Here is a 25,226-nt window from a genome sequence, read left to right as displayed (position 1 = left end):
ATCAAGGGAGGTTCTGAATGAATCGGCACGGCGAACTCGCCCTGTTTCGCAGGTGTGCGGTCCGGCTGCGTGACCTCGGCGGCCACGGGCCGTCCACCTCGCCCCTGACCACGACGGCCGAAGCCGAACGGGCGGTGCGCTGCCGCGGGCTCGACTCCCTGCCCGGCGTCGATGACCAGGGCAGCGCTCCGGGCGTCCTCGCCCTTGCACGCTGAACCGCATCACCGCGCACGACGGTTTCGGGTTCGAGCCGGCGTCCGACACCTAGGGCCCGACCGGCACGTGCCGGTCGGGCCCTTTCGTGCGTCTGACCTGCCGTGTCGGCCGCGGTGCACATGCTGGTCCGGCCGTGACGGCCTATCTGCCCTCGTCGTGCGGAAAAATCTGCCTCGGCCGAAGTAGACATTGGGCAGTGTCGTGGTTATGGTTTCTCTCGTAGCCCAGAGAGAGCGAAGGGCTCGGCAGAGACGAACTGCCGGGCAGCAGTACCCGCAGTTGCAGTGCGCAGGACGGTGCGGTGGTGGAGTTCCGAAGCCAGGGTTGTTGGAGGACGGCGACGGGGCTGACGACCGGACCGGGCGGCCCGCAGTGATCAGGGGCTGCCGTGAGCAGTACCGCAGTGACGCAGTGGCAGTACCCGCAGTGAAGTCAGTGAGCAGTACCTCGGTGAAGGCGTCGGCTGCGGGCGCGCGCACCGGGAGGTTCGGCAGTGGGGTTCTAAGCCAGAGCAGATGCAGGATGGGCGACAGGGCTGGCTGCCGGAGTGGCGCTGACACAGGCCACCAGTAGTGCAATGCAGTACGCAGTACCAGTAGTTCGCAGTACCAGCAGTACCAGCAGTACGCAGTACCAGCAGTACGCAGTTGCGTTTGGTAAGTGATCCATCCAGAGGGAAGAACGGAGGAGCCGGGCACCATCAGGATCGCCCGGGCGGAGGTTCGAGCCCGGGTACCGCAGGACATCGATAGTGAGGTGGTCTCCGGTCAAGCAACCGCGATCCCCGCTCAGCCCCTCCCCTTTCGGGCGGGCCGGCGGAAACAGAAGGCCGGCGCAGGACTAGGGCCGGCAGATGGTGTAGTAGTTCCTTCGGGGTCCTGGTGCCGTACGGCACCAGGACCCCTCCATGCGTTCCCTGAGAGAGGTGCAATGACAGCAGACGACTCGTTCGGCCGTCTCGACGACGACGATTACCCCGCCTACACGATGGGCCGGGCCGCCGAGATGCTGGGCACCACCCAGGGCTTCCTGCGCGCCATCGGCGAAGCCCGCCTCATCACCCCGCTGCGCTCCGCCGGCGGACACCGCCGCTACTCCCGCTATCAGCTGCGCATCGCCGCCCGCGCCCGCGAACTCGTCGATCAGGGCACCCCCATCGAGGCCGCCTGCCGGATCGTCATCCTCGAAGACCAGCTCGAAGAGGCCCAGCGCATCAACGCCGAATACCGCCGCGCCGCCGAATCCTCCGGCCCGTCGGCCTCGGCCTGACACGATTTCATCTCGACCTCGATCGCTCCCGTCCCCGGATACCGGGTTCACCCTGCCCGGAGCCGGCCGGCGCGTTGCTCCAGGTCCAGCCGTGGAGGATGGGGGAGGCGAAGGTGCGCAAGAGGACGGCGTGGGCGGCCTCTTCGCGGGTTCCGGGCGGGGGCTGGAGGGTCAGGGAGAGCGTGCCGTCCGAGGGGTATGCGGGGCTGTAACGCCAGTTGGGCGGGAGTAACGAGATCAGCCGTACCGCCGCCAGCTCCGGGGCCGAGCCCGCGGGGGCGCGGCCGTCCGGGGCGACGACGAGGTGGTAGGTGCGGGTGCGCATCGTGGGCTCCGGGAGGGTCAGCGGGGGCTGGGTGCGAGGAACGGCAGGCCGGGGGCGGGCTCACCCAGGGCCGTCTCCACCGCGAGGAGGACGCCGGCCGTACCGGTCGCCAGGTCGGCCGACAGCCGCAGGGCGTGGTCGCCGAAGAAGGCCAGGTGGCCTTCGCAGCGCACCGCGTGCCAGCCGAGTGCGTCGAGGTGCCGCTCCACCGCGTCCTCGGCGGCGGTGGACCCGTCGTGCAGGTGCCGCAGGGCCATCAGGGCGCCCGCCCGGCCGTGGAAGAGCCCGGAGTTGAGCATGAAGGCCGGGGCGGCCACCTCGCGCAGCGCGTCCCGCGCGGCCGTGAACTCCGGGTCGGGCAGACGGCGTGCCACCTCGTGCACCACCATGGCGAGACCGGCGCCCCCGAAGGCCAGGAAGGGCACCTTCCACGGGGCGTCGCCGGAAGGGTCCCCGGCGGCGGACCAGCCCGCCTCCTCGAGGTCGTGACGGAGCAACTCCCCGGCCACGTGCAGGTACTTGGGGTCGTCGGTGGCTTCGTGCAGCCGGAGCATCAGCAGCGCCCCGCCCGCCGAACCGTGCAGCAGCCCGGCTCTGGGCCGGCCGGCCACCCCGCCCGGCGCCTGGTCGGCGAGGAGGGCGGCGATCCGGCCGGCCTCCTCGGTGCGACCGAAGTGCAGCTGGGTCAGGCCGATCCCGGCGAGCCCCCCGGACAGGCCGTGGTCCACGTCCTCCAGCGGAGCCGCGCTTACCCGGTCGAGGACGGCGTGGGCCTCCTCGGTGCGGCCGAGCCGGTCCAGGGCGTACGCGATCCCGCTCAGCCCGTCGTAGAAGCCGGGCCGCATCCCGGGGGTGCGCCGGGCGGCGTCCGTCAGCCAGTCCAGGTGCCCGGGGGCGGGCTCGAAGCCCAGCTCGGCCAGTGTCCACAGCACCCCGGCCGCGCCGTAGCCGAAGGTGGCTCCGCCGCCGGGGAGGGAGAACTGCTCGATGTCCCCGGGGAACAGCCGGTCCTCGCGGTGCGGCGTGGCACTGGCCAGCAGGTCCTCGGCGAGGGTGCGCCGCAGTGCGGGCCAGCTCGCGCGGGTGGGCGCCGTCCACAGCGGGTCCGGGTCCGTCCCCGCGGCGTGGCCGGGGTACGGGGCCGGCCCGAGGTCGCGCCGGATCCGCGCGCCGAAGTCGGCGGGCACCGGGAAGCGGTCGGTGACCAGGTCGATCAGCTGGTCCACCTTGGCCCGGGACCAGGTGGCCATGACCGTCAGCGGCACGAACACGCCCAGCCGGATGCAGGCGAGCGCGTACCGGTCGACGGCGGTCCCCCGGTACCCGGCGGGCGCGCGGAAGCCGGGGGCGCCGATGGCCTGCTCGGACTCCTCGCCCACGGGGGTGGCGGTCTCCAGGTCGATGAAGGAGACGGTGTCGTCGGGGCGGACCAGGATGTTGTTCGGGTGGAGGTCGCCGAAGACGACGCCCTTGGCGTGCATGGCCTCCACGCCCCGCTCCACCTGGTCGAGGATCTTCAAGGCCCAGGCGGTGTACTCGGCGTGGGCGTCGGCGGCTGCGGGGGTGCGGTCGTCGGCCACCATGGGGTTGCGGCTGAGGAGTTCCCGGGCGAGCGGCTTGCCCTCGACGTACTCCCGGGCCAGGAACCAGTGCTCGTGGCCCTTGCGGTAGTCCACGACCGCCGGGATGCAGTCCAGGCCGGACAGCTGCTCCAGCGCCCAGTGCTCGCGCTCCAGCCGGGCCACGGCGTCGGCGCCGTCCTCGTCGAGCCCGGCCAGCGGGCGTGCCTCCTTGAGCAGGACGGAGCCGCCGGTGCGGGTGTCGGTCGCCACGTAGACGCCGCCGCCGTTGGAGAAGTGCAGGGCCTTGGTCGCCCGGAACGGGAAGTCCCGCAGGGTGGCGGCGTTGCGGGCGGCGAGCGCCCCGGCCAGGCAGTCGGGCAGGCTCACCCAGGACGGGGGCCGGAAGGAGGGCCCGCGTACGTCGGGCACCAGGCGGCCCTCGGGGTCCTCGATGCAGTGCACGAGTTCGCCGGTCTCGGAGCGGCCCAGGCGGGAGATGAAGCCGCCGTAGCGCACGTACAGCGGGCCGGAGCGCCAGCGCAGGTCGCTGAGGATGGTCGGGCCCTGCTCGCCGTCGAGGAGGTCCCCGAGACGGGTGAGGATCCGTTCCAGCTGCGCTTCGTCGGTGGGGTAGATCGTGAAGAACTTGCCGCTGTTGCCCCGCTCGCCGTACTTGCTGTTGCGCAGCTTGAGGATCGCGGCGCTGCGGATGAACTTGAAGGTGACCCGCTCGGCGACGCAGAAGTCCCAGACCAGGTCGAGGATCGCGGCCGCGTTGTCGAGGGTGGCGGACACGTGGATCTTCCAGCCCTGGCCGGGCAGCGTCGTGTCCGGCGGCGTCATCAGCAGCCAGTGGGTGTTGTCGCTGCGGGTCCAGCCGTCCGGGACGGGGCCCGTCACCGCGGGGAACACGCCGGTGTCGGCGGCGCCGGCCGGTACGTCGTAGAACGGATCGCCGGGCCGGCAGTAGTTCATGTAGCGAAGATCCATGGTGCTCTCCGTTCGGGACGCGGGAAGGGACGGCCCGTTCGTGACGGGCGGAGGGACGGCTCGGACGGGCTGGGCGTGTCTGGCGTGTCTCTCGGATCAGGCCGGATCAGCCCGCGGCGTGATCCGGAAGACACGCCCTAGTTCCAGAGCGGGGTGACGTACTTCGTGTACAGCCACTCCCCCAGCGGGAGCCTGCCGAGGTCGAGCTGGGCCGCCCCGGCGCGGTCGGCGGGGGCCTGGCCGACGGTCAGCGGGTAGCTGACGACGGGCAGCTCCAGCGCGGTGGAGGCCACCGGCAGGAAGGCCGAGAGGGGGGCCTTGGTGTCGGCGTGGTGCAGAGCGGCGACGGTCGCGGTGCCGGTCTGCTCCCGGGTCATCACCCCGGCCCGGTAGAACCGGACGGTGGCGCCCTCGCGGACCGCGGAGAGGTCGGCGGTGCTCGGCAGGACCAGTTCGAGGCGGCCCCGGTCCTGGGCGACGTATCCGGCGGCCACGGTGTAGGGCAGCTTGACGAAGGCCAGCGCGGCCCCCGCCGCCGCGGTGAGCAGCACGGCCGCGGCGGCGGTGCGCCACCGGGAAGCGCCGGCGGTGCGGCCCTCGCCGGCGAGGCGGGTGAAGCCGAGGCCGAGGCGGTAGACGAGGTAGCAGACGGCCATCAGGACGGTGCTGGTGCCGACGGCGCCGAGCCGTTGCAGCAGGTCGGACCAGAGGGTCAGGGCCCCGGCGATGACGTAGAGGGGGAAGGCCATGCAGGCCAGTCCGAAGGCCACGGCCCAGGGCCGGCCCGGGAGTTCGCGGGTGTAGCGGCCGCCGAAGAGGATCTTGGCGAGGAACCGGCGTGCGTCGGTCATGGCGTGGTCGCGCAGGTGCGGGACGTCGAGGTGGCTCATGAGCGCGATGTAGCCGTCGAGCTTCACGAACGGCAGCAGGTTGACGACGCCGCTGGTGTAGGTGGCGACGGCGAAGACGACGACGGCGTCGCGCAGGTCCGAGGGGGCCAGGAACAGGGCGGTCAGGGCCGCGGCTCCGGCGATCACGGTCTGGGTGGCGATGCCGGCCAGGGCGACCTGGACGCGCTGTTCCTTGCGGGAGAGCCGCCAGCCGTCGGAGACGTCGCAGAAGAAGGCGGGCGACATGTAGAAGAGCATCACGCCCATCCGGCTCGGCCGTCCGCCGTGGTACGTGAGGACCGCGCCGTGGCCGACCTCGTGGACGGCGGTGGTCGCGAGCACCCCGATCAGCACGGCGAAGTAGGCGGAGAGCGGGAGCGGCCGGCCCAGCGCGGCGTCGACCTCGGGGGCCATGAGGGCCAGGGCGAGGACGCCGCCGAGGACGAACAGGGCCGCGACGGCGGCCGCGGTGCGGCCTGCGAGCAGGTTGACGACCGGCGCGAGGCGGGCCAGCAGCCGCTCCGGGCGCAGCACCGTGAACTGGAGCGTCATCGGCGGGACGAACCGGAACCAGGTGCTTCGGCGTTCGACGGGCTTGCCGTCGTCGAGGACCTTCGTCTCGGCGAGCTTGTTGACGGCGGAGGCGACGTGGTGCGCGGTCCAGGGCGGTCCGAGGACCTCGGCGAGACCGGTGTGGTCGAGGGAGCCGTCCATCGCCCGCACCAGGCGCGCCATGTCGGGCTGGAGTCGGAAGTGCTGGTGGTGGCCGCGCTGGAGCACCCAGGGGGCGCCGGTCTCGACGGGCTCGTGGATCTCCACGTCGGGCGCGATGCGCGGGCGTTCCAGGAGCGCGGGGTCCCACTCGGCGGTGGCCGGCCCGGGTGCCGTCCTGGGTGCCGTCTTGAGCATCGTCATGGCTGCCGTCCGGGGTCTCTTGCGAGGTGTCGTCTGGGGTACCGGCCGGGGTGCCGGGTGGGGTGCCGTCTTGGTGGACATGTCTGGATCACGCCTTAGATGACGTCGCGTGAGAGCAGCAGCCGGCGGGCGGCGGTCCCGGCGGCGGCGAGCCAGCCGGCGAGGACCAGGAGCGCGAGCGGTACGGAGAGCAGCTCGGGCTTGCCGTCGAGGTAGACGGAGCTCATCGCGATGGTGGGAAGGTACTTGGCCACCTGCGGGGCGAGTTCCTGCAGGCCCGGCTCCACGAGGAGGGTGAGCGCCATGACGGTGACGACGGTGGCGAGCTGGCTGCGGATGATCCAGCCGAGGAGCGCGCCCCAGGGCGCGGCGAGCGCGTTGACGGTCAGCACACCGAGGGCGATACGGGTGGTGTGGCCGGTCCAGTCGGCGCTGAAGCCGAAGCGGGCGGGCAGCAGGAAGGCGCAGAGGGCGGCGAGGGCGACGGCCAGGAGGCCGCCCAGTACGCCGACCGCGGTGGCGACCAGCGCCTTGGCGGACAGCAGCCGCAGCCGTCCGCCGCTGAGCAGGACCGAGCGGGCGATGGCGCCGGAGGAGTACTCGCGGGTGACGAGGAGGGCGCCGAACACCGCGGACATCAGGAACGTCATCATCCACGCCTGCACCATGTCGTCGGTGACGGCGGAGGCGGTGGTGGTGCCGAGGGCGATGTCCCCGTCGCCCTGGGAGGCGTAACCGAAGCAGGTGATGAGGGACATGAAGATCCCGGCGGAGGCGAGCACCAGCCAGGTCCGGCCGGTCCAGGCCTTCATCCACTCGCCGGGGACGAGGTTACGCATGGGTGAGCCTTTCGGTGCGGGTGCCGGTCTCGGCGTTCTCGTCCACCAGCGCGAAGAACCGGTCCTCCAGGCGTTCGGCGCCGTCGGAGGTGAGCTCGGCGAGGGAGCCCGCGAAGCGCAGGGTGCGCTGGATGATCACGACGTCGTCCACGGTCTGTTCGACCTCGGCCAGCAGGTGGCTGGAGACCAGCACGGTCCGGCCTTCGGCGGCCAGGGCGCGCAGGGTGTCGCGCAGCCAGCGGATGCCGTCGGGGTCGAGGCCGTTGGCCGGCTCGTCCAGGACCAGCAGTTCGGGGTCGGCGAGCAGCGCGGTGGCCAGGGCGAGGCGCTGGCGCATGCCGGTGGAGTAGCCCTTGGCGGCGCGGTCGGCGCTGTCGGCGAGCCCGACGCGGTCCAGTACCTCGTCCACGCGGGTGTGCGACACGCCGAGGGTCCGCGCCCAGATCCGCAGGTCGCGGCGGCCGGATGCGCCGGGGGTGGGGCCGATGCCGTCCATGCAGACGCCGATCCGGCGGGCGGCGTCGGGGAGTTCGGTGTAGGGGTGGCCGAAGACGGTGGCGGTGCCGGCCGTCGGGCGGACCAGTCCGAGCAGCATCCGCAGGGACGTCGACTTGCCGGCGCCGTTGCGGCCGAGGAGGCCGGTCACCCGGCCGGGACGGACCTCGAAGCTGAGGTCCTGCACGGCGGTGAACGGGCCGAAGTCCTTGCTCAGGCCCGAGGCGCGGACGACTCCTGCTGCGCTCATCGCTTGTCCGCGCGGGCGTTGGCGCCGAGGCGGGCGAGGACGCCGAGCAGGCCGAGGCCGATGATCGCCATGACGGCCGTCTGCGCGACCCCGGACAACTGTGCGCCGGCGACGGCCATTGCCAGCGCGAGCAGCGCGGCGGTCGTCCCCAGCTGGCTGTTCGACACCTTGCGGGATTCCTTCTTCGGCATGTGTCTCCCTCTTCCTTCGGCTCTGTGCATGTCGTTCGTGATCCGGCCAGGGGCCCGCGGCGGTGGCTGTGCGCCACCGCCACGGGACCAAGTCACCCTGGGAGACCGGGGATCCGGTCAGCGGTGATCGGGGTAGCGGGAGCTACCGGAGCGATCAGGTGGCGAGCGTGGCGCTGGCCACGGCGACGCCGCTGATGACCAGGCCCTGCTTGAAGCCGGACCAGAAGCCCGGGGCCTCCATGGCCTCCAGCTCCTGCATGCCCAGTTCCAGACCGGGGGTGGTGATCTCCTGCTTGAGGACGTCCTGCATGGTGTGCTCCTTTTTCCTTACGGGTCGTGGGAAGGGGGTGAAGGCGTACCGCCCTGGGCGGTACCGGCTTCTCAGGTGGCGATGAGGGCCGCGGAACCGACGTAGCTGCCGTAGGCCGCCGCGGAGGCGACCACGACACCGGCGCCGACGCCGATACCGGTCCACCAGCCCGGCGCCTCCATGGCTTCGAGCTCCTGCATGCCCAGCTCAAGGGCGGGGAAGGCGTCCAGCGCGAGGTTGTCCTGCATGGTGTGCTCCTTTTTCCTTACGGGTCGTGGGAAGGGGGTGAAGGCGTACCGCCCTGGGCGGTACGGGCTCCTCAGGTGGCGATGAGGGCCGCGGAACCGACGTAGCTGCCGTAGGCCGCCGCGGAGGCGACCACGACACCGGCGCCGACGCCGATACCGGTCCACCAGCCCGGCGCCTCCATGGCTTCGAGCTCCTGCATGCCCAGCTCAAGGGCGGGGAAGGCGTCCAGCGCGAGGTTGTCCTGCATGGTGTGCTCCTGTCTCCGTAGTGGTTGAGCGCGTGTTGATCAGGTGTTGATCAGGTGTGGTGCGTGAGTCAGATGTGCTCTGACGACCGCACCGCGCGGTGGATGCCGCGGGTGCGGAAGCTCGGGGGTGGTGCCGGGTCACCGGGGCGGCGTCAGGCCGCGGCCTCGTACAGCAGCCCGTACACGTCGTCGGTCCGCAGGCCGCCGAGCATCGGCAGCCCGGCGCCCCAGGCGCGGACCGTGCGGCCCGCGACGGCGGCGAGCCGGTCCGGGCCCGCGGTGATCGTCCGGCCGATCCGCCATGAGTCGATCAGGGCCTCGATGCCCGCTGCCGGGTCCGCGGGCAGGGTGTCGGGGCCGGTGGCCCGTAGCCGGGACCACATCCGCTCCAGCCGGACGGCCGAACCGAGACGGCTCTCACCGGCCGTGATGGCCCGCCACAGGTGCGGCAGGATCGCGGCGACCGCGGTCATCTTGCGTACGCCGAGGGCGGAGGACAGCTCGTTGGCGATGAGCCAGCCCTTGACCGCGTACAGGTCACGGCCCAGGTGCGCCCACTCGGCGTGGCTGAGACCGCTGAGCTTCGCGATCTCCAGCCGCAGCCGGTCGTCGGTGGGCCGGCCCGCACGCCGCGCGTCGCGCACCTCGTGGCCCAGCAGCACCAGCCGCTGCGCGATGGTCTCGACGAGCGCGTCCTCGGTGGGCAGGTCCCCGTGGTCGCCGACGTAGGGGCTGACCACGCGGAACAGCGCCTCCAGGACTCCCTCGGCGATCAGTTCGTCGTCGAGGGTGCCGGTCGCGACGGGGTCCAGGACGGCCACCTTGGGCCGTAGCGCGGTGCCCATGACGAGCCGCTTGCCCTGCTCCGGGTAGCTGAGGCAGGCGACGCCGCTGAACTCGGTGCCGGTGCCGACCGTGGTGGGGACGGCGACCAGCGGGAGGCTCCGCGTGGTGCCCGGGCCGAGGACCAGCAGCCCGCTGCGCTGCGGCACCGTGAGGCGGGCGTACGCGTCGGGGTTGGCGCGGATCAGGGTGGCCAGCTTGGCCTGGTCGAGGAGGGAGCCGCCGCCGATCCCGACGACGAGCTCGGTGTCCGCCAGCCGGTCGGCGAGTGCGGCCACCGTCCGCAGGTCCCCGGCGCCGGACAGTGCCAGCACCCGTACCTGGTGCCGCCCCCCGTCGAGCTGGGCGCGGACCCGGGCGGTCACCGGGGCCGAGGCGACGGCCTCGTCCACGAGGACGGTCACCTTCCGCTCGGCGCGGCCCGCGAGCCAGGGGCCCAGACTGTCGCAGCCGATCAGCTGCTGGGCCGGGGCGTGCCAGCCGGCGCTCACGCGAGGGCCTCCGCCGCCCGGTCGGCGGTCCGCGCCAGGTGGATCTCCAGGCCCGCGGTGACGCAGGCCAGCAGTTCGGCGAGGTCGCTGTCGGTGTAGGTGAGGGCGGGGATCAGCTGCACCCCGTTCACGCCGGGGTGGACGATGGCCCCGGCCTCCCGGACCGCCTGGACCAGGGCGTGCACCTCGCCCTGCGGGAACGGTGTCCCGTCGGGTCCGCACAGCCGCACGGAGCGGAAGCAGCCCAGTCCCGTGGTCGCCGCCACCCGGGGGTGCCCGGCGACGAGCGCCGCCAGTTCGGCATCGAGGCGGGCCGACAGGCGCCGGCCCATGGCGACCGCGTCCAGCCTGCGCATCTCGTCGATGGTGGCGAGGACCGCCGCACAGGTGACCGGGGTCCCGGCCTGGGTCTCCCCGTGGGTGAGCAGCGCGCCGGCCTCGTTGAAGGCCGCGGCCACCTGGCGGGAGGCGATCACGACGGCTGCCGCGCTGGTGCCGTTGGTGAGTCCCTTGGAGGAGACGAGCAGGTCGGGCTGTTCGGCCCACTGCTGGGAGGCGAAGAAGCTGCCGGTGCGGCCGAAGCCGGTGGCGACCTCGTCGGCGACCAGCAGGAAGCCGTGCTCCCGGCGCAGCCGCAGCAGTTCACCGACGTACTCCTCGGTGAGCGGTACGGCGCCGCTGCCGAGCACCGGCTCCACCACGACGGCCGCGATCTGGCCGCCCTGGCGGGCCATGAGCGCGCCCAGCTCGGCCGGGTCGTTGGGGGCGACGTGCCGGACGAGGCGCTGGTCGACGCCGTAGAGCTGCTGGCCGAGGTCGTCGCCGGTCAGGCCGAAGCTGCCGTAGGTCAGGCCGTGGTAGCTGCCGCGCAGTCCGACGACCACCTTGCGCTGGGCCCGGCCGCCCAGCGCGTGGTACTGCCGGGCCACCTTCATGACCAGGTCGTTGGCGGCGCCGCCGGAGGTGGAGAACAGCACGCGGCCGTAGTGGGCGGGGCCGCACAGGTCGATCAGGGCCTGCGCCGCGCGGCGGGCGTAGACGTTCTCGTAGCGGAAGACACCGAGGTAGGAGGCTTCGTGGAGGGCGTCGGCGGCGGCTCGGGCGATCCGGGGGTTCCCGTAGCCGATGTTGGTATTCCACAGTCCGCTGGAGCCGTCGAGCAGTTCGCGTCCGTCGGCGAAGGTGACCCGGACGCCCTGGGCGGAGACCGCGCAGAGGTCGTCGCGGCCCTGGTCCTGCGGTGCGGTCAGCGAGGGCCACAGCGGGTGGCCGACCGGGTCGGCGTGCGTGGTGCCGCTCACCGGGTCACCTCCGTTTCCAGCAGTACGTCGTGGTGGCGCTCGCCGACGGCGGGCAGCGGATGGCGGGACAGGACCGAGAACCCCGCGGCGGCCAGTTCGGCCTCCAGGAGTCCGGCGGGCAGCACGCCGATGGTGGTGGTGCAGACCTCGACCGGTCCGTCCTCGCCGATCACGGCCGGGAAGAGGGTGACGGTGCGGCTGCCGGAGTCGGGCGTCCAGTGTTCGAAGAGGCGGTAGGCGCGTCCGCTGTCGGTCACGATCTCCATGTCGACCTCGTCCGGACCGGTGCCGGCGGCGCTCATGTCGACCGTCGACAGCAGGAACCGGCCGCCGGGCGCCAGGTGTTCGCGCACCGACCGGTACAGGCCCACCCGGCCCTCGGCGTCGAGCAGCGAGATCGTGGTGGTGCCCAGCACGATCACGGCGAACTGCCCGCCGAGCGCGAAGTCGCTCATGTCGGCCCGGACGGGCAGGCAGCGCTCCCGCAGCGCGGGCGGCGCCTGCTCCAGTCGCTGCGCTAGCAACTCCAGCATGTGGGGCGAGAGTTCCAGAGCGGTGACCTCGCGGCCCAGTGCCAGGAGCGGCAGCGTCAGGCGTCCGGAGCCCGCCGCCAGGTCGAGGACCCGGCCCGGGACGCGGCGGACCAGGCCGAGCAGCTCGCGCACCTCGTGGGTGCCGGTGCCCGCGAGGTCGTGGTACACCGAGGCGCCCACCGCGTCGTACAGGTCGCACAGGACCGCGCGCTCCCCAAGCGAGGCCAGCAGCTCGCCGGCCCGTCCGGGGACGGCGGCGGGGTCGGGGACCCGGTCTCCGGGGACGGCGGGGTCGGGGACCCGGTCTCCGGGGACGGCGGGGTCCACCGGCGGGGCCGGAGTCGTCAGCGTCGTCGTCATGGCCGTCAGCTCCCCGCCGTCACGAGCTCGCGCGCCGGCGACACCTCGGCCGGGCAGAGCGCGATCCCGGCGTCCGCAAAGTAGGCGGCGACGCGCTCCAGTGCGTCCCGGTCGGCGTGCGCGCAGGCCGCGGCCACGGAACCGGACACCAGGAGCGCCTCCGCGAGTGCCCCGGCGACGGGGTCGAGCCGGAAGCTGCGTCCGGCCACGGGGTCGTGGAGGTAGACCGTCTCCCCGGACCACAGCAGCAGCGGCAGGAGCGCGTCGGTGGCGTCCGCGGCGGCGTCGGCGGCCGGGGAGGCCGCGGCGGCGCCCAGCCGGCCGCCGAATCCGGAGACCTTCACGTCGGCCACACCGCGGGCCCGCAGGTCGCGGACCGCGTCGACCGCGGCGAGGTAGCGCCCCAGCCAGGGGCGCTCCGCTGCCGGGCCCCGTCCGGCGCAGTCCTGCGCCGCCCACCGCGACTCCAGTCGCTCCAGCGCGTCCTCGCCGAGCACGCCGAGGCGGGGGCCGCCCGGTGCGGTGGACAGGACGCCGTCCTGGTCGGCGTGGAGCCGGCGGCGCGGTCCGTCGCCGGCCGTGGCCGCGCCGAGGGCCGGCAGGTCGGCGAGCTGGATGACGGGGTTGGTGAGGAACTCGGGGAAGAGACCCGTCTGCCGGGCCTGGTCGGCGTCGGCGAGGTAGGCGTCGAGGTCCATCGCGTCGGCGACGCGGATCAGCGTGGGGCCGACGACCGACATGTAGGCGCTGACGCCGTAGTTCTGGATCTGGAGGTAGAAGTCGGAGCCGAGGGAGCATTCGGCGCCGGGCTCGCTCAGCGAACCCTCGTAGCCGACGACGAGGGGACCCGCGGGGCCGTCCGTGGCGGGGGCGTCCGTACCGTCCACGTGACCGGGTACGAACACCACGGAGCGCGGGCCGACGAGGTCCGAGCCGAGCAGGGCGGGGAGGTGGGCCGGGTTCTCCAGGACGACCGTCGCGGCTCCCGCCGCGAAATGGTCCGCGACGGGCCTTCCCGTGCCCCAGAGCATCAGATGCCGTTTGATTCCCGCCATGACTCCCCCTTGTTCGTAAGATTTCGATGAGCGCGACGAGCGCGCCGAACGTGCCCGGCGCGCCGCGCGCGTTGAAGCGAAGTAGCGAAGTAGCGAAGTAGCGAAGTAGCGAAGTAGCGCAGTAGCCCTAGGCCAGAGCGGCCAGGACGGTCTTGAGTTCGTCCGTGGCCGCCTGCGGGCCGTGGAGAGTGGCCACACCGGTGACGTTGAGGACGATCTCGTCGACGCCCGCGTCCTCGTACTCCCGCAGCTGCGCCACGAGTTCGGCGAGGTCGCCGCTGAGGAACCCGCGGCCCTCGACCAGCGCCCGGGCGTCCGCTTCCCGGTCCGTGCCGGTGATCTCGATGCCGGACCTGCGCAGCATGTCGGTGTAGTGCGGCAGTCCCAGGTGCACGGCGTTGCTGGCGAGCGCGACCTCGGCCGGCGCCCGGCCGGTACGGCTCAGCGCCAGCGGCACCATCGCCGTCAGCCGGGGCACGGGCCGGCCGGCCTTCGCCGCGCCTTCGCGCAGCGCCGGCAGCACGGTGTCCCGCAGGTACGCGGCCGGTGTCAGCCAGGTGATCGCCACGTCGGCGACCTCACCGGCGAGCCGGGCCATCGCCGGCCGCAGCACGCCGAGTCCCAGCTCCACCGCGGGGGAGGGGAACGGCACGAGCGCCGCGTCGCAGGAGACGTACTCCCCCGCCATCCGGACGGTCTCACCGGCCAGCAGGCCCCGTACGGCCGTCAGGTACTCGCGGGCCGCGGTGAGCGGGCTGCGGTACGGGGCTCCGAGCAGCCCCTGCTGGAGCGACGGGGCTCCGGGCCCGAAGCCGGCGACCACCGGCTGCCCGGTGGCCAGGGCCAGTGAGCGGGCCTGGAGGGCGGCCTCGTAGGGGTGGCGCAGTGGCATCAGCGTCACCCCCAGCCCGGTCGGGACCCGGAAGCCCGCACCCGCCGCGTGGACGAAGCCGTGGTGGGGTTCCACCATCAGGGACTGTCCCTGCCAGAGCCGCTGGGCGTGGGTCCAGTGCACGAGGGCGGCGTAGGGGAGGACTTGTTCCGGCCGGCGCGGCAGGAACGGTATGAGGACCGAGTAGGCGGTCATGACGGCGTGCTCCCCTTTCCTTCCTCGTACGTCGCTCAGATCCAGTCGAAGGTCTCGCGCCGGTCGACGACCGGCTCCTTGTCCTGCTTGCCGTGGCCGCCGGGGCCCGGGACCGCGTCCGGCCGCCCGGCCGGCTTGAACACGTCGGTGCAGTCGCCTTCCACGAAGTCCACGAGGGAGAGCACGCAGCGCGCCCGGTCCGCCGCCGAGGCGGAGGCCGCCGGCGTGTCCTGGACGGGCGGGTGGATGAACGGGCCGCCGAAGGTGAGACCGGCCGCGACCGTGAACCCCGCGGCGGCAGAAACGATTCGTGCCCGCCGGGTGAAGGTGTTCCCCATGTGCTTTTCCCCCTGTGTGGATCGCCGTTGTTCCGACAAGGAGAAGACTGCCGACCGGACGGTTCCCGTTCGAGGCAAAACGGGCGCAGCTTCCTGCGTCCTGTCGTGCAGCAAGTTGCACGGCCACCGCTCCGGGCGCCTCACACCGGCGCGCGGCGTTGTTCGTCAGCAGGTGTCTGGATTCGTATGATCACAACACCGTGCTGACCACACGGGGCACCACCATGTAAGGGGAACCATGCGAGCAGGAAGCCTCACGCACCTGGGGATGACGGCCGAGGACGAGGACCTGTACAGATGCCTGCTCCGCCTGTCCGAGGCCACGCCCGCCGACCTGTCCGACCAGCTCGGCCGGCCGCTGCCCGATGTGGAGGAGTGGCTGGCACGGCTGGAGTCGGTGGAACTGACGGCGTTGGCCGATAACGGTTGCATCCGGCCCGCTCCGCCCGCGATCGCCGTGCAGCGGCTGATCGATCTGAGGCTGCGCGAACTGCGCGAGGAGCTGCAGCGGGTGGCCGCCGAGCAGCGGGTAGTCGAGTCGCTGCTCGCGGAGCGCCACGCGGTGCGTCCGGTGGCCGAGCAGATGTCGGAGCGGCCGGCCATCGAACGGGTGGAGGGGACCCCCAACGTCCGGGCGGTGATCGACGAGTTGACGTTCTTCACCCGGCAGGAGGGGCTGACCACCCAGCCGCACGGCGCGCTCAGCGCGGCCAGCATCGAGGCGTCCCGGCCGCTGGACGCCCGCATCCTGCGGCGCGGCATACAGATGCGCACGATCATGCGCACGGAGGCGGTGGAGGACGGCCCGACCCTCGCCTACCTCCAGGAGATCTCGGCGATGGGGGCCGAGATCCGGATCTCGGACAAGCCGCTGGAGCGGATGCTCGTCTTCGACCGGGCCGCCGCGCTGACCCCGATCGACCCGCAGAACCCACGCCTGGGGGCCCTGGTGATCCGGCAACCGGGACTGGTGGCCAACCTGGTCTCGCTGTTCGAGCGGATGTGGTCGGACTCGGTCGACCTGCGCGAGGCGGTCGCGGCCCGCCAGGGTACGGGCGCCGCGCTCACCGACATCGAACGCAAGGTGCTGACCACGATGTACCAGGCGGAGAAGGACGAGAGCGGGGCCCGCGAGGTCGGCGTCTCCGTCCGCACCTACCGCAAGTACGTGGCGGACCTGATGCAGCGCCTGGGGGCGACGAACCGCTTCCAGGCCGCGCTGCTGGCCCGCGACCACGGCTGGATCTAGACGGCCCGGGTGTACCGACCCCGGCGTCGACGAGGGCGGGGCCGGCGGCGCCGGTGACCACGGCGACCCGCCGGGCCGTTCACGGGGCCGACGGCCGGGGGGCGGGCCGGAAGATGCGGTCCAGGTGGTGGTCGAGGACCGCGAGGGCGGACTGCGGGGTGCGCTGGCCCACCAGGATGCTGGTGCCCATCGTCGCCGTCATCGCCAGCAGGCTGACCGCCTCCGTGCGGGCGTCGGTGGCCGGATCGGCCAGGCCCTCGGCCCGGGCCCGCTCCAGCAGGCCGGTCAGGGCGTTCTCCGCGGCGTCGGGACCGTCGATGAAGGGCTGGGCGGCCAGCGCCTCGTCGGTCACCGACAGGATCGAGTAGGAGCTGTAGAGGAGGTGGAAGGTCCGGCTCTCCTCGTCGGTCGGCAAGGAGGCCAGGAGCAGCGCCTCGATGGTCGCGCGCGGCCCCGGGTCGGGACCGGCGGCCCGCAGGCGGGCGCCCACGCGGGCGGTGAAGCGGTCGGTCAGGTGCTGCAGCCCGTAGAAGAGCAGCTTCTCCTTGGTCTCGAAGTAGTACTGCACGAGCCGGAGTGACACGCCGGCTTCGGCGGCCACGTCGCGCATGCCGACGGCGTGCAGCCCGCGCCGCCCCGCGACCTGGATGAGCGCCTCGGCGATCTGGGTGCGCCGTTCCTCGTGGTCCACGCGTTTGGGCATGTGTTCGGCTCTCTGTCCGTCGTTTCCGGGGCCGTCGCTTCGAGGCCCGTCGTTTCGGTCCCCTCATGTACCGGGCCCGTCATGTGCCGGGTCCGCCGCTGTCGGGGCCGCCGCTGTCGGGCCATTTTCATGATACCGCCGTACCAACATCATGATACGGTCGTACCACGAAGAACGGATCTTCCTCGGAGGTGCCCCGTGCCCCAGAACACGACCCGCGTGCGCCGCGACGTCGGCCGCTACGTCAACGACGAGCTGCGCGACCGGTACTTCGCCGCCTGCGAAACCGTCTACGCGAAGGGAGCTCCCGCCCGCTCCGAGACGGACGTCGAGACGAGCTTCGGCACCACGCACGTCTACCGGTACGGCCCCACGGACCCGGCCGGCGAGTCCCGCACTCCGATCGTCCTGATCCACGGCGCGGGCTACTGCTCGGCGATGTGGTACCCCAACACGCCCGCGCTCAGCGCCGAACGGCCCGTCTACGCGCTCGACACCCCCGGCGATGCCGGGCGCAGCGTCCAGCGCGAACCCATGTGGCAACCCGAGCGCGCCGCCCAGTGGATGGACGAGGCCCTCGACGCCCTCGGCCTCGACCGGGTCCACCTCGTCGGCTCCTCCTACGGCGGCTGGCTCGTCATCAACCAGGCGCACCTGCGGCCCGGACGGCTCGCCTCGGTCACCGCCCTCGACCCGGGCGGCCTGGAGAAGGTCGGCCTGCGCTTCTTCGCCTGGGTCTTCGTGAGCCTCTTCGCCAGCTTCGCGCCCAAAGCACTGCGTCCGCGGCTCGCCGCCTGGCTGGAACAGCCCGTCATCGTCGATCCCGAGCTGCGTAAGTGGATCCACGCCGGCGCGCGCGCCTTCCGCATACGCCGCCCGGCCCCGCTGCCGCTGTCCGACGCCGAACTGGGCTCGATCCGGACACCGTTCTTCCTGGTCATGGGCAAGCGGAGCCTGCTCGTGCACCCGCGGCGGCAGCTGGAGCGCGTACCGCGTCTGATCCCCGGGGCCCGCGCCGAGATCATCGCCGCGACGGGTCACGGACCGCAGATCGACCATCCCCAGGTGGTCAACGCCCGGATGCTGGAATTCATGGCGGAGGTCGACGCGTAGGACGCGCACCTTGCCGCCGGGTGGGGGTGCGCTGTGCTGCGTTCGAGTGGTGGTTACGCGTTGAACAGGGGCCGTTCATGTGGCGCTCATAGCTTCGGAGGGACCGAGTAGTCCTTTCGAGGGGATCCCCCAGCAGATGCGCCGCAGACCTGTGAAGACGTTGACCGTTCTGGCCCTTGCGGGTGCAGTGGCCGCCGGGACGGCGGGCGCCGCCAACTCCGCGCCGCAGAACAGCGACCACGACAAGGAAATCCGGAACGTCATCTACCTCCTCGGTGACGGAATGGGCCGTACGCACGTCACGGCCGCCCGCGACCGGTTCTACGGCGCCGGCGGGAAGCTCACCATGGAGACCCTCCCCTTCACGGGAGCCGTCGCCACCTACGCCGTCGAGAAGGGCACCGCCAAGCCCTCCCTCGTCACCGACTCGGCCAGCTCCGCCACCGCCTGGTCCTCGGGCGTCAAGACGTACAACGCCGCGATCGGCGTGGACTCGTACGAGAAGAAGGTCGCCACGCTGATGGAGCAGGCCAAGGCGGCCGGCTTCGCCACGGGCAACGTCTCCACCGCCGAGATCACCGACGCCACCCCGGCGGCGGAGTTCAGCCACGCGCTGCTGCGCGGCTGCCAGGGCCCGGTCTACTCCGACGCCGCCTGCCTCCCCAAGAAGGAGGACGGTACGTACGAGGCCGCCCCCGCCGACAAGACGCTGATCACGCCGATCGCCGAGCAGATCGCCCGCAACGGCACCGCCGACGTCATCTTCGGCGGCGGTCTCGCCCGCTTCGAGCCGGACGACCAGAAGGCCCTCCAGGCCCAGGGCTACCAGGTGCTCGGCAGCTTCGGCGACGGCGCGCTGCCCGCCCAGACCGCCGCCAGCCAGAAGGTCGCCACCAAGGCCGACCTCGACCAGGCCAAGGGCAAGAAGGTCATCGGCCTGTTCAACCGCGGCAACCTGACCGTCGAGCAGGCCAAGGCCGGTCTGCCCGCCGACGCCCCGCAGAAGCAGGAGCCGACGCTGGCCGACATGGCCCGCAAGTCGATCGCGCTGCTCTCCGACCGCAAGCAGCAGGAGCGCGGCAAGGGCAAGGGCTTCTTCCTCCAGATCGAGGGCGCCCAGATCGACAAGCGCTCGCACGCCAACGACGCCGCGCAGACGCTCGGCGAGGTCAAGGCGTTCGACGACGCGGTGAAGGCGGCCTACGACTTCGCGAAGAAGGACGGTCACACGCTGGTGGTCGTCACGGCCGACCACGAGTGCGCCGGCTTCAACATCATCGAGCACGGCACCTACACCAACGCCGAAGCGGTCGCGCCCCCGGCCAACACCGACGCGGGCAACCCGGCCAACAACAGCACCCCTTCGCGCGCCGCTTCGGGCGCCAAGGACACCACCCGCTCGACCGGCATCGTCAACGGCGCGGGCTCGGGTGACGTGAAGAACTTCGCGCCGGCCACCTTCCGCACCCCGGACGACGCGCCGGGCGTGAAGGACGGCAGCCCCGAGGCCAGCCTGTGGCTGACCTACCTCTCCGGCAACCACACCGGCGCCGACGTGCCGATCTTCGCCTACGGCCCGAACGGCAGCGCGTTCGCCGCGAGCCAGAACAACACCGAGCTCTACACGAAGATGTACCGCTCGCTGTTCGGACGCTCGCCCCAGCACCACTGACCCCTCGTGCGGTCGGGGCCGGGGGGCGCACTCCCCCCGGCCCCGCCCCCTTTTCAGGAGCGTTCGATGAGACACCCCCTGCGCCGCACCGCGGCCGTACTGGCACCGGCCGTGGCCGTACTCGCCTTCGTCACCGGCTGCTCGGGCGGCGCGGGGCACGCCGATGCCGCCGGGGAACCGGCCGCCGCCCCGCCGGTCGTCCTGCCCGCACCGCGCAGCGCGCCCGCACCGGCCGCCGTCCTCGCGCAGCCCGTCCGCCAGGGCGAAGTGCGCGTGGAACAGGGGCCGTTCACCGACCGGCTGCGGCTGGAGCGGCTCACCCTCACGGACCGGCAGACCGTCACCGGGCACGCGACCATCACGGCGGACGTCAGCGACACCCTGGCCCTGGAACTGTCGGTGGCCTACTACGACTCCTCCGGCCACCTCGTGGGCACCGGGGCGTTCCAGTACCAGGAGGAGGGCGAGGACGCGCACGGCACCGAGCGCCACGACGGCCCCCGCGCGGCGGGCGACGGGATCGACTTCACCGTGTCCCCGGGCAAGCTCACCGGCACCCCGGCCGGGGCCGTACTGACCGTTCCGGTGCTGGTCAGCGAGTAGCCGCCCGGCCGCGCACTCAGCCCCGGACGCTTGCCCCGGACGCTCAGCCCGAGACGCTCAGCCCCGGGCGCGCGGGGAGAGCCGGTTCACCAGCTCGGCCAGGTCCTCGCAGGCCTGCTGGATCTGCACGCGGACGTTGTTCTGCTCGGTGACCAGCGCCGACAGCAGCAGCGCGGTCAGCGCCACGGAGCCGTTGAGGGCCATCAGGTTGGCCATCACCTCGAGGATGCCGTGGTCCGCGAACGGCCCCGCCCGGTCGGTGGCCGCCGACACCGTCGCCACCGAGATCAGCAGTGCGCACGGCGCCGCCCCCACCAGCTGGAACCTGACGGCGGCCCAGATCAGCAGCGGGAAGACGAGGAAGAGCAGCGAGAGCGTGCTGCGCGTCACCAGCAGGGTGACCAGCACGGTCACGACCAGCAGCGCCAGCGCCTCCGCCGTGCGGTACAGGTCGCTCGGGAGCCGCATCCGGGGCAGGGCCAGCAGCAGCGGAATCCCCACGAGCACGCCCATCGCGTCCCCGGCCCACCAGGCCGCCCACACCGGCCAGAACCCGTCCCACGGCAGGCTCCCGGTGAGGGCCAGCACGAGGGCCCCGACGGTCGCGCTGAGCAGCATCGGCAGCAGGCCGCCCAGGAACACCAGCGCCAGGCCGTCGCGCAGCCGGTCCAGCTCGGGGCGGAATCCGGCCCGGCGGAGCATCGCGTAGGCCAACAGCGGGGCCAGGGTGTTGCCGGCAATGATGATGATCCCGCTCGGTGCGACCGGGGCGATCGTCCGGATGACCAGGTACGTGCCGAGCGCGAGGCCGGGCCAGATCCGCGGCCCCCGCCACAGCAGGGCGGTGACGGCGATCCCGGTGGGCAGCCACAACGGCGTGACCTGCGCTCCCTCGACGACCACGCGCTGGAGCAGCCCCAGCAGGCCGGTCCCGTAGTAGACGGCGGCCACCGCGAGGATCCACAGCGCCTGACGCAGAAGGGACGGGGTGGGGGTCAGACCTTGCCGCCGCTGCCCTCGCTCGGTGCTCATCCCACGTATGAGACAACGGCTCGGGCCCCCCGGGGGTCCCTGACACGCGCGGTGCGCCGGGTGGCGGGTCCCGCCGCGGGCCGACGGTCTCGTGCGCCGGGTGGCGGGTCGCGCCGACGGGACGACGGTCCTACGGGCCGGGTGGCGCGTCGTGCCGCAGGACCAGGACCGCCGCGTCGTCCGCGTGGCCGGTGGAGTCGGCCACCCGCAGCACCTCGGCCGCCAGCTCCTCCGGATCGGCCGCCGCCCCGTCCCGCACCACCCGGGCCACCTGCCCCAGGCCCGTCCCGATCGGGAACGACGGCCCCTCCACCACCCCGTCCGTGAGCAGCACGTACGCGCCCGCCCGCGCGAGGGGCCGGGCCGTCACCGGGTACTCTCCCCCGGCCAGCACGCCCAGTGGGAGCCCGCCCTCGTCCTCCGCGAACCCGTACGAGCCGTCCACCGTGGCCCACACCGCCGGGATGTGCCCGGCGCGGGCGCCCTCGATCCGCCAGGTCCGGGGGTCGAAGCGGAGGAAACTGCAGGTCGCGAAGAGGTCCCGGCCGACCGACAGCAACAGGTCGTTGGCCCGGGCCAGGACGTCGCCGGGATCGGTCGCGGCGGCGGCCACCGCGCGCAGGGCTATCCGGATCTGGCCCATGAAGGCCGCCGCCTCCACGTCGTGGCCCTGTACGTCGCCGATGGAGAACGCGAGCGACCCGTCCCCGAGCTCGAAGCCGTCGTACCAGTCGCCGCCGACCTCCAGCCCGCCCCGGGCCGGCGAGTAGCAGGCCGCCGTGCGCAGCCCCGGCACATCGGGCAGCGACGCCGGGAGCATCTCGCGTTGCAGGGCCTCGGCCAGCTCCACGCGGGCCTGCTGGAACTCGGCCCCCAGCCGCGCCTGCGCGGTGAGCCGTCCGAGCGTGGCCAGGAGGTCGCCGGAGCTCACCGGCCGTGGGGAACGACGCCGGGTCATGGACCGCTCCCTCTGGACGACCGGTCCCCCCTGCACTGCACCCAGGGTAGGGGCGCAGCTCAGCTCCCGCAGTACGTGTCCTGCGGCGGCCGCTGCCCGGTGGTGAGGAACCGGGTCACCGCCCGGTCACCGCAGGCGTTGCCGTTGCCCAGGTAGGAGCCGTGGCCGCCCGCGTCGACGCTGACCAGCCGGGCCCGGCCGCCGAACGCCTCGCGCATCTTGAGGGCGCCGGCGTACGGGGTGGCGGGGTCCCGCAGGTTCTGGACCATCAGGACGTTCGACGGCCCGTCCGGGGTGATCCGGGTGGGCTGCTGCGCCGGGCGGTCCTTCCAGAAGGAGCAGGGGGTGATGTTCGCCGGCATCCCGGCCGTGAGCGGGTGCGCCGTCCGGTCGGCGGCGACGGCGCGCCCGTACGCGGCCACGTCCCGGGGCCAGGACACGTCGTTGCAGATGGCCCCGAGGACCGCCGCCGCGTCCGTGTCCGGGAGCGGCCCCGAGACCGCGGGCGGCAGCACGGGTCGGGCGGCCGGGTCCCGGGTGGCCAGCAGGAGCCGGGCGAGGGGCGCGAAGTCGTTGCCGTAGAGGGTGGTCTGGAGCGCCTGGCGCAGCCGGTTGCCGGTCAGCGGCACATCCGGGACGTTGGACTGCCTGGGCTCGCTGTCGAGCTTCGCCGCCATCTCCAGGAAGAGGGGGCGTACGTCCTCGGGGTGCGCGGCGAGCCGCAGGCCCTCGGCGTCCCGCGCCTGGTCGGCCGCCCAGGCCGCGAAGTCGGGGAAGCGGTCGTCGGCGCCGGCCGACATGTTCGCGAGCCAGCCGCGCGCGACGCGGGCCGGGTCGGGGTCGCCGCTGCTGTCCAGTACCAGGCGGTCGGTGTGCTGCGGGAACCGCTGGGCGTACACGGCACCCACGTAGGTCCCGTACGAGGTGCCCCAGGCCGACAGCTTCCGCTCGCCGAGGGCCTGGCGCAGGCGGTCGATGTCGCGCACCTCGTTGGCGGTGGTGAAGCTGCGCAGCTCCGGCCCCCCGTGTGCGGCGCAGGCCTCGGCGACCCTGCGGGAGCGCGCCACGTTCTGCGCGACGTCTCCGTCCGGGCCGGGCCAGGAGCGCAGGGTGACCAGGTGCCGGTCCTCCTCGGCCAGGCCGCAGGCGGCGGTACTGCTGCCGCCGACGCCGCGCGGGTCGAGGGAGACGAGGTCGTACGCGCCGGCCAGCTCCCGGGCCAGGGCGGGGCCCGTCGACGTCAGTTTCTGGATGCCGGAGCCGCCGGGGCCGCCGGGGATCACCAGCAGCGTCCCGCGCCGGGCCTGCGGGTGATCGCTGCGCAGCCGGGTCACGGCGACGCGGAGCCGGCGGCCGCCGGGGTCGGCGTAGTCGAGGGGGACGGCGAGCGTCGCGCACTGCTGTCCGGGCAGGGCGCCCTTGTGGGTGCAGTCCTGCCAGTCCAGGGCGGGCACGGCGGCGGCCCGCCGTGCGGTCGTCCCGGGGGTGGTGGTGGCGTCGGCCGGGCTGGTGGTGACTGCGACGGCGCACAGCGCGAGGGCGGAGAGGGCGGCGGCCTTGCGGCGGCGGTGACTGGGCATGGCCCCATGCTTGTCGAGAGCCGGGCGCCGCCCCATCCGGCTGCCGGGACGGCCGTACGGGGGCCAGCCCCACCGGCCTCTTCCGGGCCCCCCGCGCGGCCGGGGCCGGGGCGGGAGACTGCCGTCGCCGTGGACCGGGCCGGGGGCGGCCGGGCCAGGGCGGGCGGTGCGACCCGGCACGGATCCCTGTCGCCGCAACCCGGGAGCCGCCCCGGAAGACCGGAAGGAAACGTCGGGTATGTAATGGTTGGGACGGGTATATCACCCGGGACAGCGCAACGACGGCCCCTACCCGGGACCCCTCCGTCGCAGGAGCGCAGAGTTATGGACCGTACAGAGCTCACAGACGTCGCGACCCACGAGGCCAGGGCCCTTTCGGTGGCCCTGTTCCGCAGGCTGGCCGGGCTGGAGGAGGGCACCGCCGAGTACTCGTACGTCCGCAACACCCTCGTCGAGCTGAACATCAGCCTGGTGCGGTACGCGGCCCGGCGATTCCGGGGCCGCAGCGAGCCGATGGAGGACATCGTCCAGGTCGGCACGATCGGCCTGATCAAGGCCATCAACCGGTTCGACCCGGACCGCGGGGTCGAGTTCACCTCCTTCGCCATGCCCACCATCACGGGCGAGATCAAGCGGTTCTTCCGCGACACGAGCTGGGCCGTCAAGGTCCCCCGGCGGCTCCAGGAGCTGCGCATCGACACGGCCAAGGCACACGACGCGCTGGAACAGGACCTCGGCCGAGAGCCCACCGACATCGAACTCGCCGCGCAGCTGCACGTCACGCCGGAAGAGCTGGTCGAGGGTCGCAAGGCGGCGCGCGCCTACTCCGCGCGCTCCCTGGACGCGCCGGCGCAGGAGGAGAGCGAGCGCGACCCCTACGCCGCGCCGACGGCGCTGGGCGAGGAGGAGGCCGCGTACGACCTCATCGAGTGCCTGGAGTCCCTCAAGCCGATGCTGGCCGGGCTCTCCCCCCGCGAGCGGACCCTGCTGGAGCTGCGCTTCGGGCAGGAACTCACACAGTCCGAGATCGGCGGGCTGCTCGGGTTGTCGCAGATGCACGTCTCGCGGCTGCTGAACCGGACCTTGACCCGGCTCCGTCAGGAGTTCCTCACGGACGCTGAGGACCCGCAGGACGGTCCTGGGACGGCTGGGGACCCCGGGTCCCGTCGGGAGCCGGGGGACTCGGCTGGGCGGGCACAGCGGGCGGCGGCACTTCCAGCCACACCGTCTTCCCGGGAAACGCGCCGCCGGACGGCTCGGCGCCCCAGCTCCTCGCGAGCCGTGCCAGCACGATGAGGCCGTGCCCGCCGGGGCGGCTGCGGTCGCCCGCCGGCCGGCGGCGGGGGGGATCGGGGCTGTCGTCGCTGACCTCCACGCGCAGGCCGCCCGGGCCGTGACGCAGGACCAGTTCGCGGGGGCCTCCGGCATGCAGACAGGCATTGGTGACGACCTCCGAGACCAGCAGGAGCACGTCCTCCATCGCCTCGGGGTCCCGGCGCCACTGCCAGTCCGTGAGCGCCTGCCGGGTGAAGTCGCGGCAACGGGTGACGACGCCGGTCG

General features: G+C 73.0%; 26 protein-coding genes and 1 pseudogene. 7 read left to right on the top strand and 20 right to left on the bottom strand.

What is annotated here, in order from left to right:
• Nucleotides 1-17 precede the first annotated feature (17 nt).
• Together OG861_RS16630 and OG861_RS16625 are read left to right on the top strand one after the other, a co-directional pair.
• On the top strand, nt 18-215 hold the full coding sequence (locus OG861_RS16630) for a hypothetical protein (protein WP_329202659.1): 198 nt from the start codon (nt 18-20) through the stop codon (nt 213-215).
• 931 nt (nt 216-1,146) lie between these two features.
• Nucleotides 1,147-1,485, top strand: a complete 339-nt coding sequence (locus OG861_RS16625; RefSeq protein WP_329196450.1) for a MerR family transcriptional regulator — start codon at nt 1,147-1,149, stop codon at nt 1,483-1,485.
• 7 nt (nt 1,486-1,492) lie between these two features.
• On the opposite strand, the gene OG861_RS16620 is transcribed toward OG861_RS16625, so the two are convergent.
• The 15 genes from OG861_RS16620 to OG861_RS16550 form a co-directional block, all read right to left on the bottom strand.
• Nucleotides 1,493-1,810 carry a hypothetical protein gene (locus OG861_RS16620; RefSeq protein ID WP_329196452.1) on the bottom strand — a complete coding sequence of 106 codons (318 nt, stop codon included), beginning with the start codon at nt 1,808-1,810 and terminating at the stop codon, nt 1,493-1,495.
• 17 nt (nt 1,811-1,827) lie between these two features.
• Nucleotides 1,828-4,362, bottom strand: a complete 2,535-nt coding sequence (lanKC, locus tag OG861_RS16615; RefSeq protein WP_329196454.1) for a class III lanthionine synthetase LanKC — start codon at nt 4,360-4,362, stop codon at nt 1,828-1,830.
• A gap of 137 nt (nt 4,363-4,499) precedes the next feature.
• Nucleotides 4,500-6,167: a daptide biosynthesis intramembrane metalloprotease gene (gene mpaP, locus OG861_RS16610; RefSeq protein WP_329196456.1), complete on the bottom strand. Its 1,668-nt coding sequence runs from the start codon at nt 6,165-6,167 to the stop codon at nt 4,500-4,502.
• 95 nt (nt 6,168-6,262) lie between these two features.
• On the bottom strand, nt 6,263-7,006 hold the full coding sequence (locus tag OG861_RS16605) for an ABC transporter permease (RefSeq protein ID WP_329196458.1): 744 nt from the start codon (nt 7,004-7,006) through the stop codon (nt 6,263-6,265).
• Nucleotides 6,999-7,751 (bottom strand): ABC transporter ATP-binding protein, encoded by a 753-nt coding sequence (locus tag OG861_RS16600; RefSeq protein ID WP_329196459.1) that lies wholly within the window; start codon nt 7,749-7,751, stop codon nt 6,999-7,001. The genes OG861_RS16605 and OG861_RS16600 overlap by 8 nt, the downstream gene beginning before the upstream one ends.
• A complete protein-coding gene (locus OG861_RS16595; protein WP_329196461.1) occupies nt 7,748-7,942 on the bottom strand; it encodes a hypothetical protein in 195 nt (64 codons plus the stop codon). The genes OG861_RS16600 and OG861_RS16595 overlap by 4 nt, the downstream gene beginning before the upstream one ends.
• 154 nt (nt 7,943-8,096) lie before the next feature.
• Complete coding sequence (locus OG861_RS16590; protein WP_329196463.1) at nt 8,097-8,252, bottom strand: daptide-type RiPP; 156 nt, start codon at nt 8,250-8,252, stop codon at nt 8,097-8,099.
• A 71-nt stretch (nt 8,253-8,323) separates the two neighbouring features.
• The gene (locus tag OG861_RS16585; protein ID WP_243629023.1) at nt 8,324-8,500 is read right to left on the bottom strand and encodes a daptide-type RiPP; all 177 of its coding nucleotides are present in this window, start codon (nt 8,498-8,500) and stop codon (nt 8,324-8,326) included.
• 71 nt (nt 8,501-8,571) lie between these two features.
• Complete coding sequence (locus OG861_RS16580; RefSeq protein ID WP_243629023.1) at nt 8,572-8,748, bottom strand: daptide-type RiPP; 177 nt, start codon at nt 8,746-8,748, stop codon at nt 8,572-8,574.
• A gap of 152 nt (nt 8,749-8,900) precedes the next feature.
• Nucleotides 8,901-10,082, bottom strand: coding sequence for a daptide-type RiPP biosynthesis dehydogenase (mpaC, locus tag OG861_RS16575; RefSeq protein ID WP_329196467.1), 1,182 nt, complete (start codon nt 10,080-10,082; stop codon nt 8,901-8,903).
• Nucleotides 10,079-11,383 (bottom strand): daptide-type RiPP biosynthesis aminotransferase, encoded by a 1,305-nt coding sequence (mpaD, locus tag OG861_RS16570; protein ID WP_329196468.1) that lies wholly within the window; start codon nt 11,381-11,383, stop codon nt 10,079-10,081. Before mpaD ends, mpaC begins: the two co-directional genes overlap by 4 nt.
• Nucleotides 11,380-12,276 (bottom strand): daptide-type RiPP biosynthesis methyltransferase, encoded by an 897-nt coding sequence (gene mpaM, locus OG861_RS16565; RefSeq protein ID WP_329196470.1) that lies wholly within the window; start codon nt 12,274-12,276, stop codon nt 11,380-11,382. Before mpaM ends, mpaD begins: the two co-directional genes overlap by 4 nt.
• A 5-nt stretch (nt 12,277-12,281) precedes the next feature.
• On the bottom strand, nt 12,282-13,331 hold the full coding sequence (gene mpaB, locus OG861_RS16560; RefSeq protein WP_329196471.1) for a daptide biosynthesis RiPP recognition protein: 1,050 nt from the start codon (nt 13,329-13,331) through the stop codon (nt 12,282-12,284).
• 127 nt (nt 13,332-13,458) lie between these two features.
• On the bottom strand, nt 13,459-14,418 hold the full coding sequence (locus OG861_RS16555) for an LLM class flavin-dependent oxidoreductase (protein ID WP_329196473.1): 960 nt from the start codon (nt 14,416-14,418) through the stop codon (nt 13,459-13,461).
• 35 nt (nt 14,419-14,453) lie between these two features.
• Nucleotides 14,454-14,756 carry a hypothetical protein gene (locus OG861_RS16550; RefSeq protein WP_329196475.1) on the bottom strand — a complete coding sequence of 101 codons (303 nt, stop codon included), beginning with the start codon at nt 14,754-14,756 and terminating at the stop codon, nt 14,454-14,456.
• Nucleotides 14,757-14,994: 238 nt separating this feature from the next.
• Here OG861_RS16550 and OG861_RS16545 point away from each other — a divergent pair, with 238 nt between their 5' ends.
• Nucleotides 14,995-16,005 carry a LuxR C-terminal-related transcriptional regulator gene (locus OG861_RS16545; protein ID WP_329196477.1) on the top strand — a complete coding sequence of 337 codons (1,011 nt, stop codon included), beginning with the start codon at nt 14,995-14,997 and terminating at the stop codon, nt 16,003-16,005.
• 79 nt (nt 16,006-16,084) lie between these two features.
• Here the strand turns inward: OG861_RS16545 and OG861_RS16540 are convergent, their stop codons facing one another.
• Nucleotides 16,085-16,708, bottom strand: coding sequence for a TetR/AcrR family transcriptional regulator (locus tag OG861_RS16540; RefSeq protein ID WP_329196479.1), 624 nt, complete (start codon nt 16,706-16,708; stop codon nt 16,085-16,087).
• Between the two features lie 198 nt (nt 16,709-16,906).
• On the opposite strand from OG861_RS16540, the gene OG861_RS16535 reads away from it, so the two are divergent.
• The 3 genes from OG861_RS16535 (at nt 16,907) to OG861_RS16525 (ending at nt 20,096) form a co-directional block, all read left to right on the top strand.
• Nucleotides 16,907-17,821 carry an alpha/beta fold hydrolase gene (locus tag OG861_RS16535; RefSeq protein ID WP_329196481.1) on the top strand — a complete coding sequence of 305 codons (915 nt, stop codon included), beginning with the start codon at nt 16,907-16,909 and terminating at the stop codon, nt 17,819-17,821.
• A gap of 136 nt (nt 17,822-17,957) precedes the next feature.
• Entirely contained in the window at nt 17,958-19,493 is a 1,536-nt protein-coding gene (locus OG861_RS16530) for an alkaline phosphatase (protein ID WP_329196483.1), read from the top strand.
• 66 nt (nt 19,494-19,559) lie between these two features.
• On the top strand, nt 19,560-20,096 hold the full coding sequence (locus OG861_RS16525) for a hypothetical protein (protein ID WP_329196485.1): 537 nt from the start codon (nt 19,560-19,562) through the stop codon (nt 20,094-20,096).
• Between the two features lie 57 nt (nt 20,097-20,153).
• On the opposite strand, the gene OG861_RS16520 is transcribed toward OG861_RS16525, so the two are convergent.
• The 3 genes from OG861_RS16520 to OG861_RS16510 form a co-directional block, all read right to left on the bottom strand.
• Complete coding sequence (locus OG861_RS16520) at nt 20,154-21,128, bottom strand: MASE1 domain-containing protein (protein ID WP_329196486.1); 975 nt, start codon at nt 21,126-21,128, stop codon at nt 20,154-20,156.
• Nucleotides 21,129-21,258: 130 nt separating this feature from the next.
• On the bottom strand, nt 21,259-22,086 hold the full coding sequence (locus OG861_RS16515; protein ID WP_329196488.1) for a PP2C family protein-serine/threonine phosphatase: 828 nt from the start codon (nt 22,084-22,086) through the stop codon (nt 21,259-21,261).
• Nucleotides 22,087-22,145: 59 nt separating this feature from the next.
• Nucleotides 22,146-23,666, bottom strand: coding sequence for an alpha/beta hydrolase (locus OG861_RS16510; protein ID WP_329196489.1), 1,521 nt, complete (start codon nt 23,664-23,666; stop codon nt 22,146-22,148).
• A 243-nt stretch (nt 23,667-23,909) separates the two neighbouring features.
• On the opposite strand from OG861_RS16510, the pseudogene OG861_RS16505 reads away from it, so the two are divergent.
• Nucleotides 23,910-24,785 (top strand): annotated as a pseudogene (locus tag OG861_RS16505) (SigB/SigF/SigG family RNA polymerase sigma factor); the annotation flags it as partial.
• On the opposite strand, the gene OG861_RS16500 reads toward OG861_RS16505, so the two are convergent.
• Nucleotides 24,775-25,146: an ATP-binding protein gene (locus OG861_RS16500; RefSeq protein WP_329202308.1), complete on the bottom strand. Its 372-nt coding sequence runs from the start codon at nt 25,144-25,146 to the stop codon at nt 24,775-24,777. The pseudogene OG861_RS16505 and the gene OG861_RS16500 overlap by 11 nt on opposite strands.
• Nucleotides 25,147-25,226 lie beyond the last annotated feature (80 nt).

Source organism: Streptomyces sp. NBC_00539, from assembly GCF_036346105.1.
Lineage (GTDB): Bacteria > Actinomycetota > Actinomycetes > Streptomycetales > Streptomycetaceae > Streptomyces.
The sequence above is the reverse complement of the archived record's forward strand: the minus strand, read 5'-3'. Positions and strand labels throughout refer to the sequence as shown.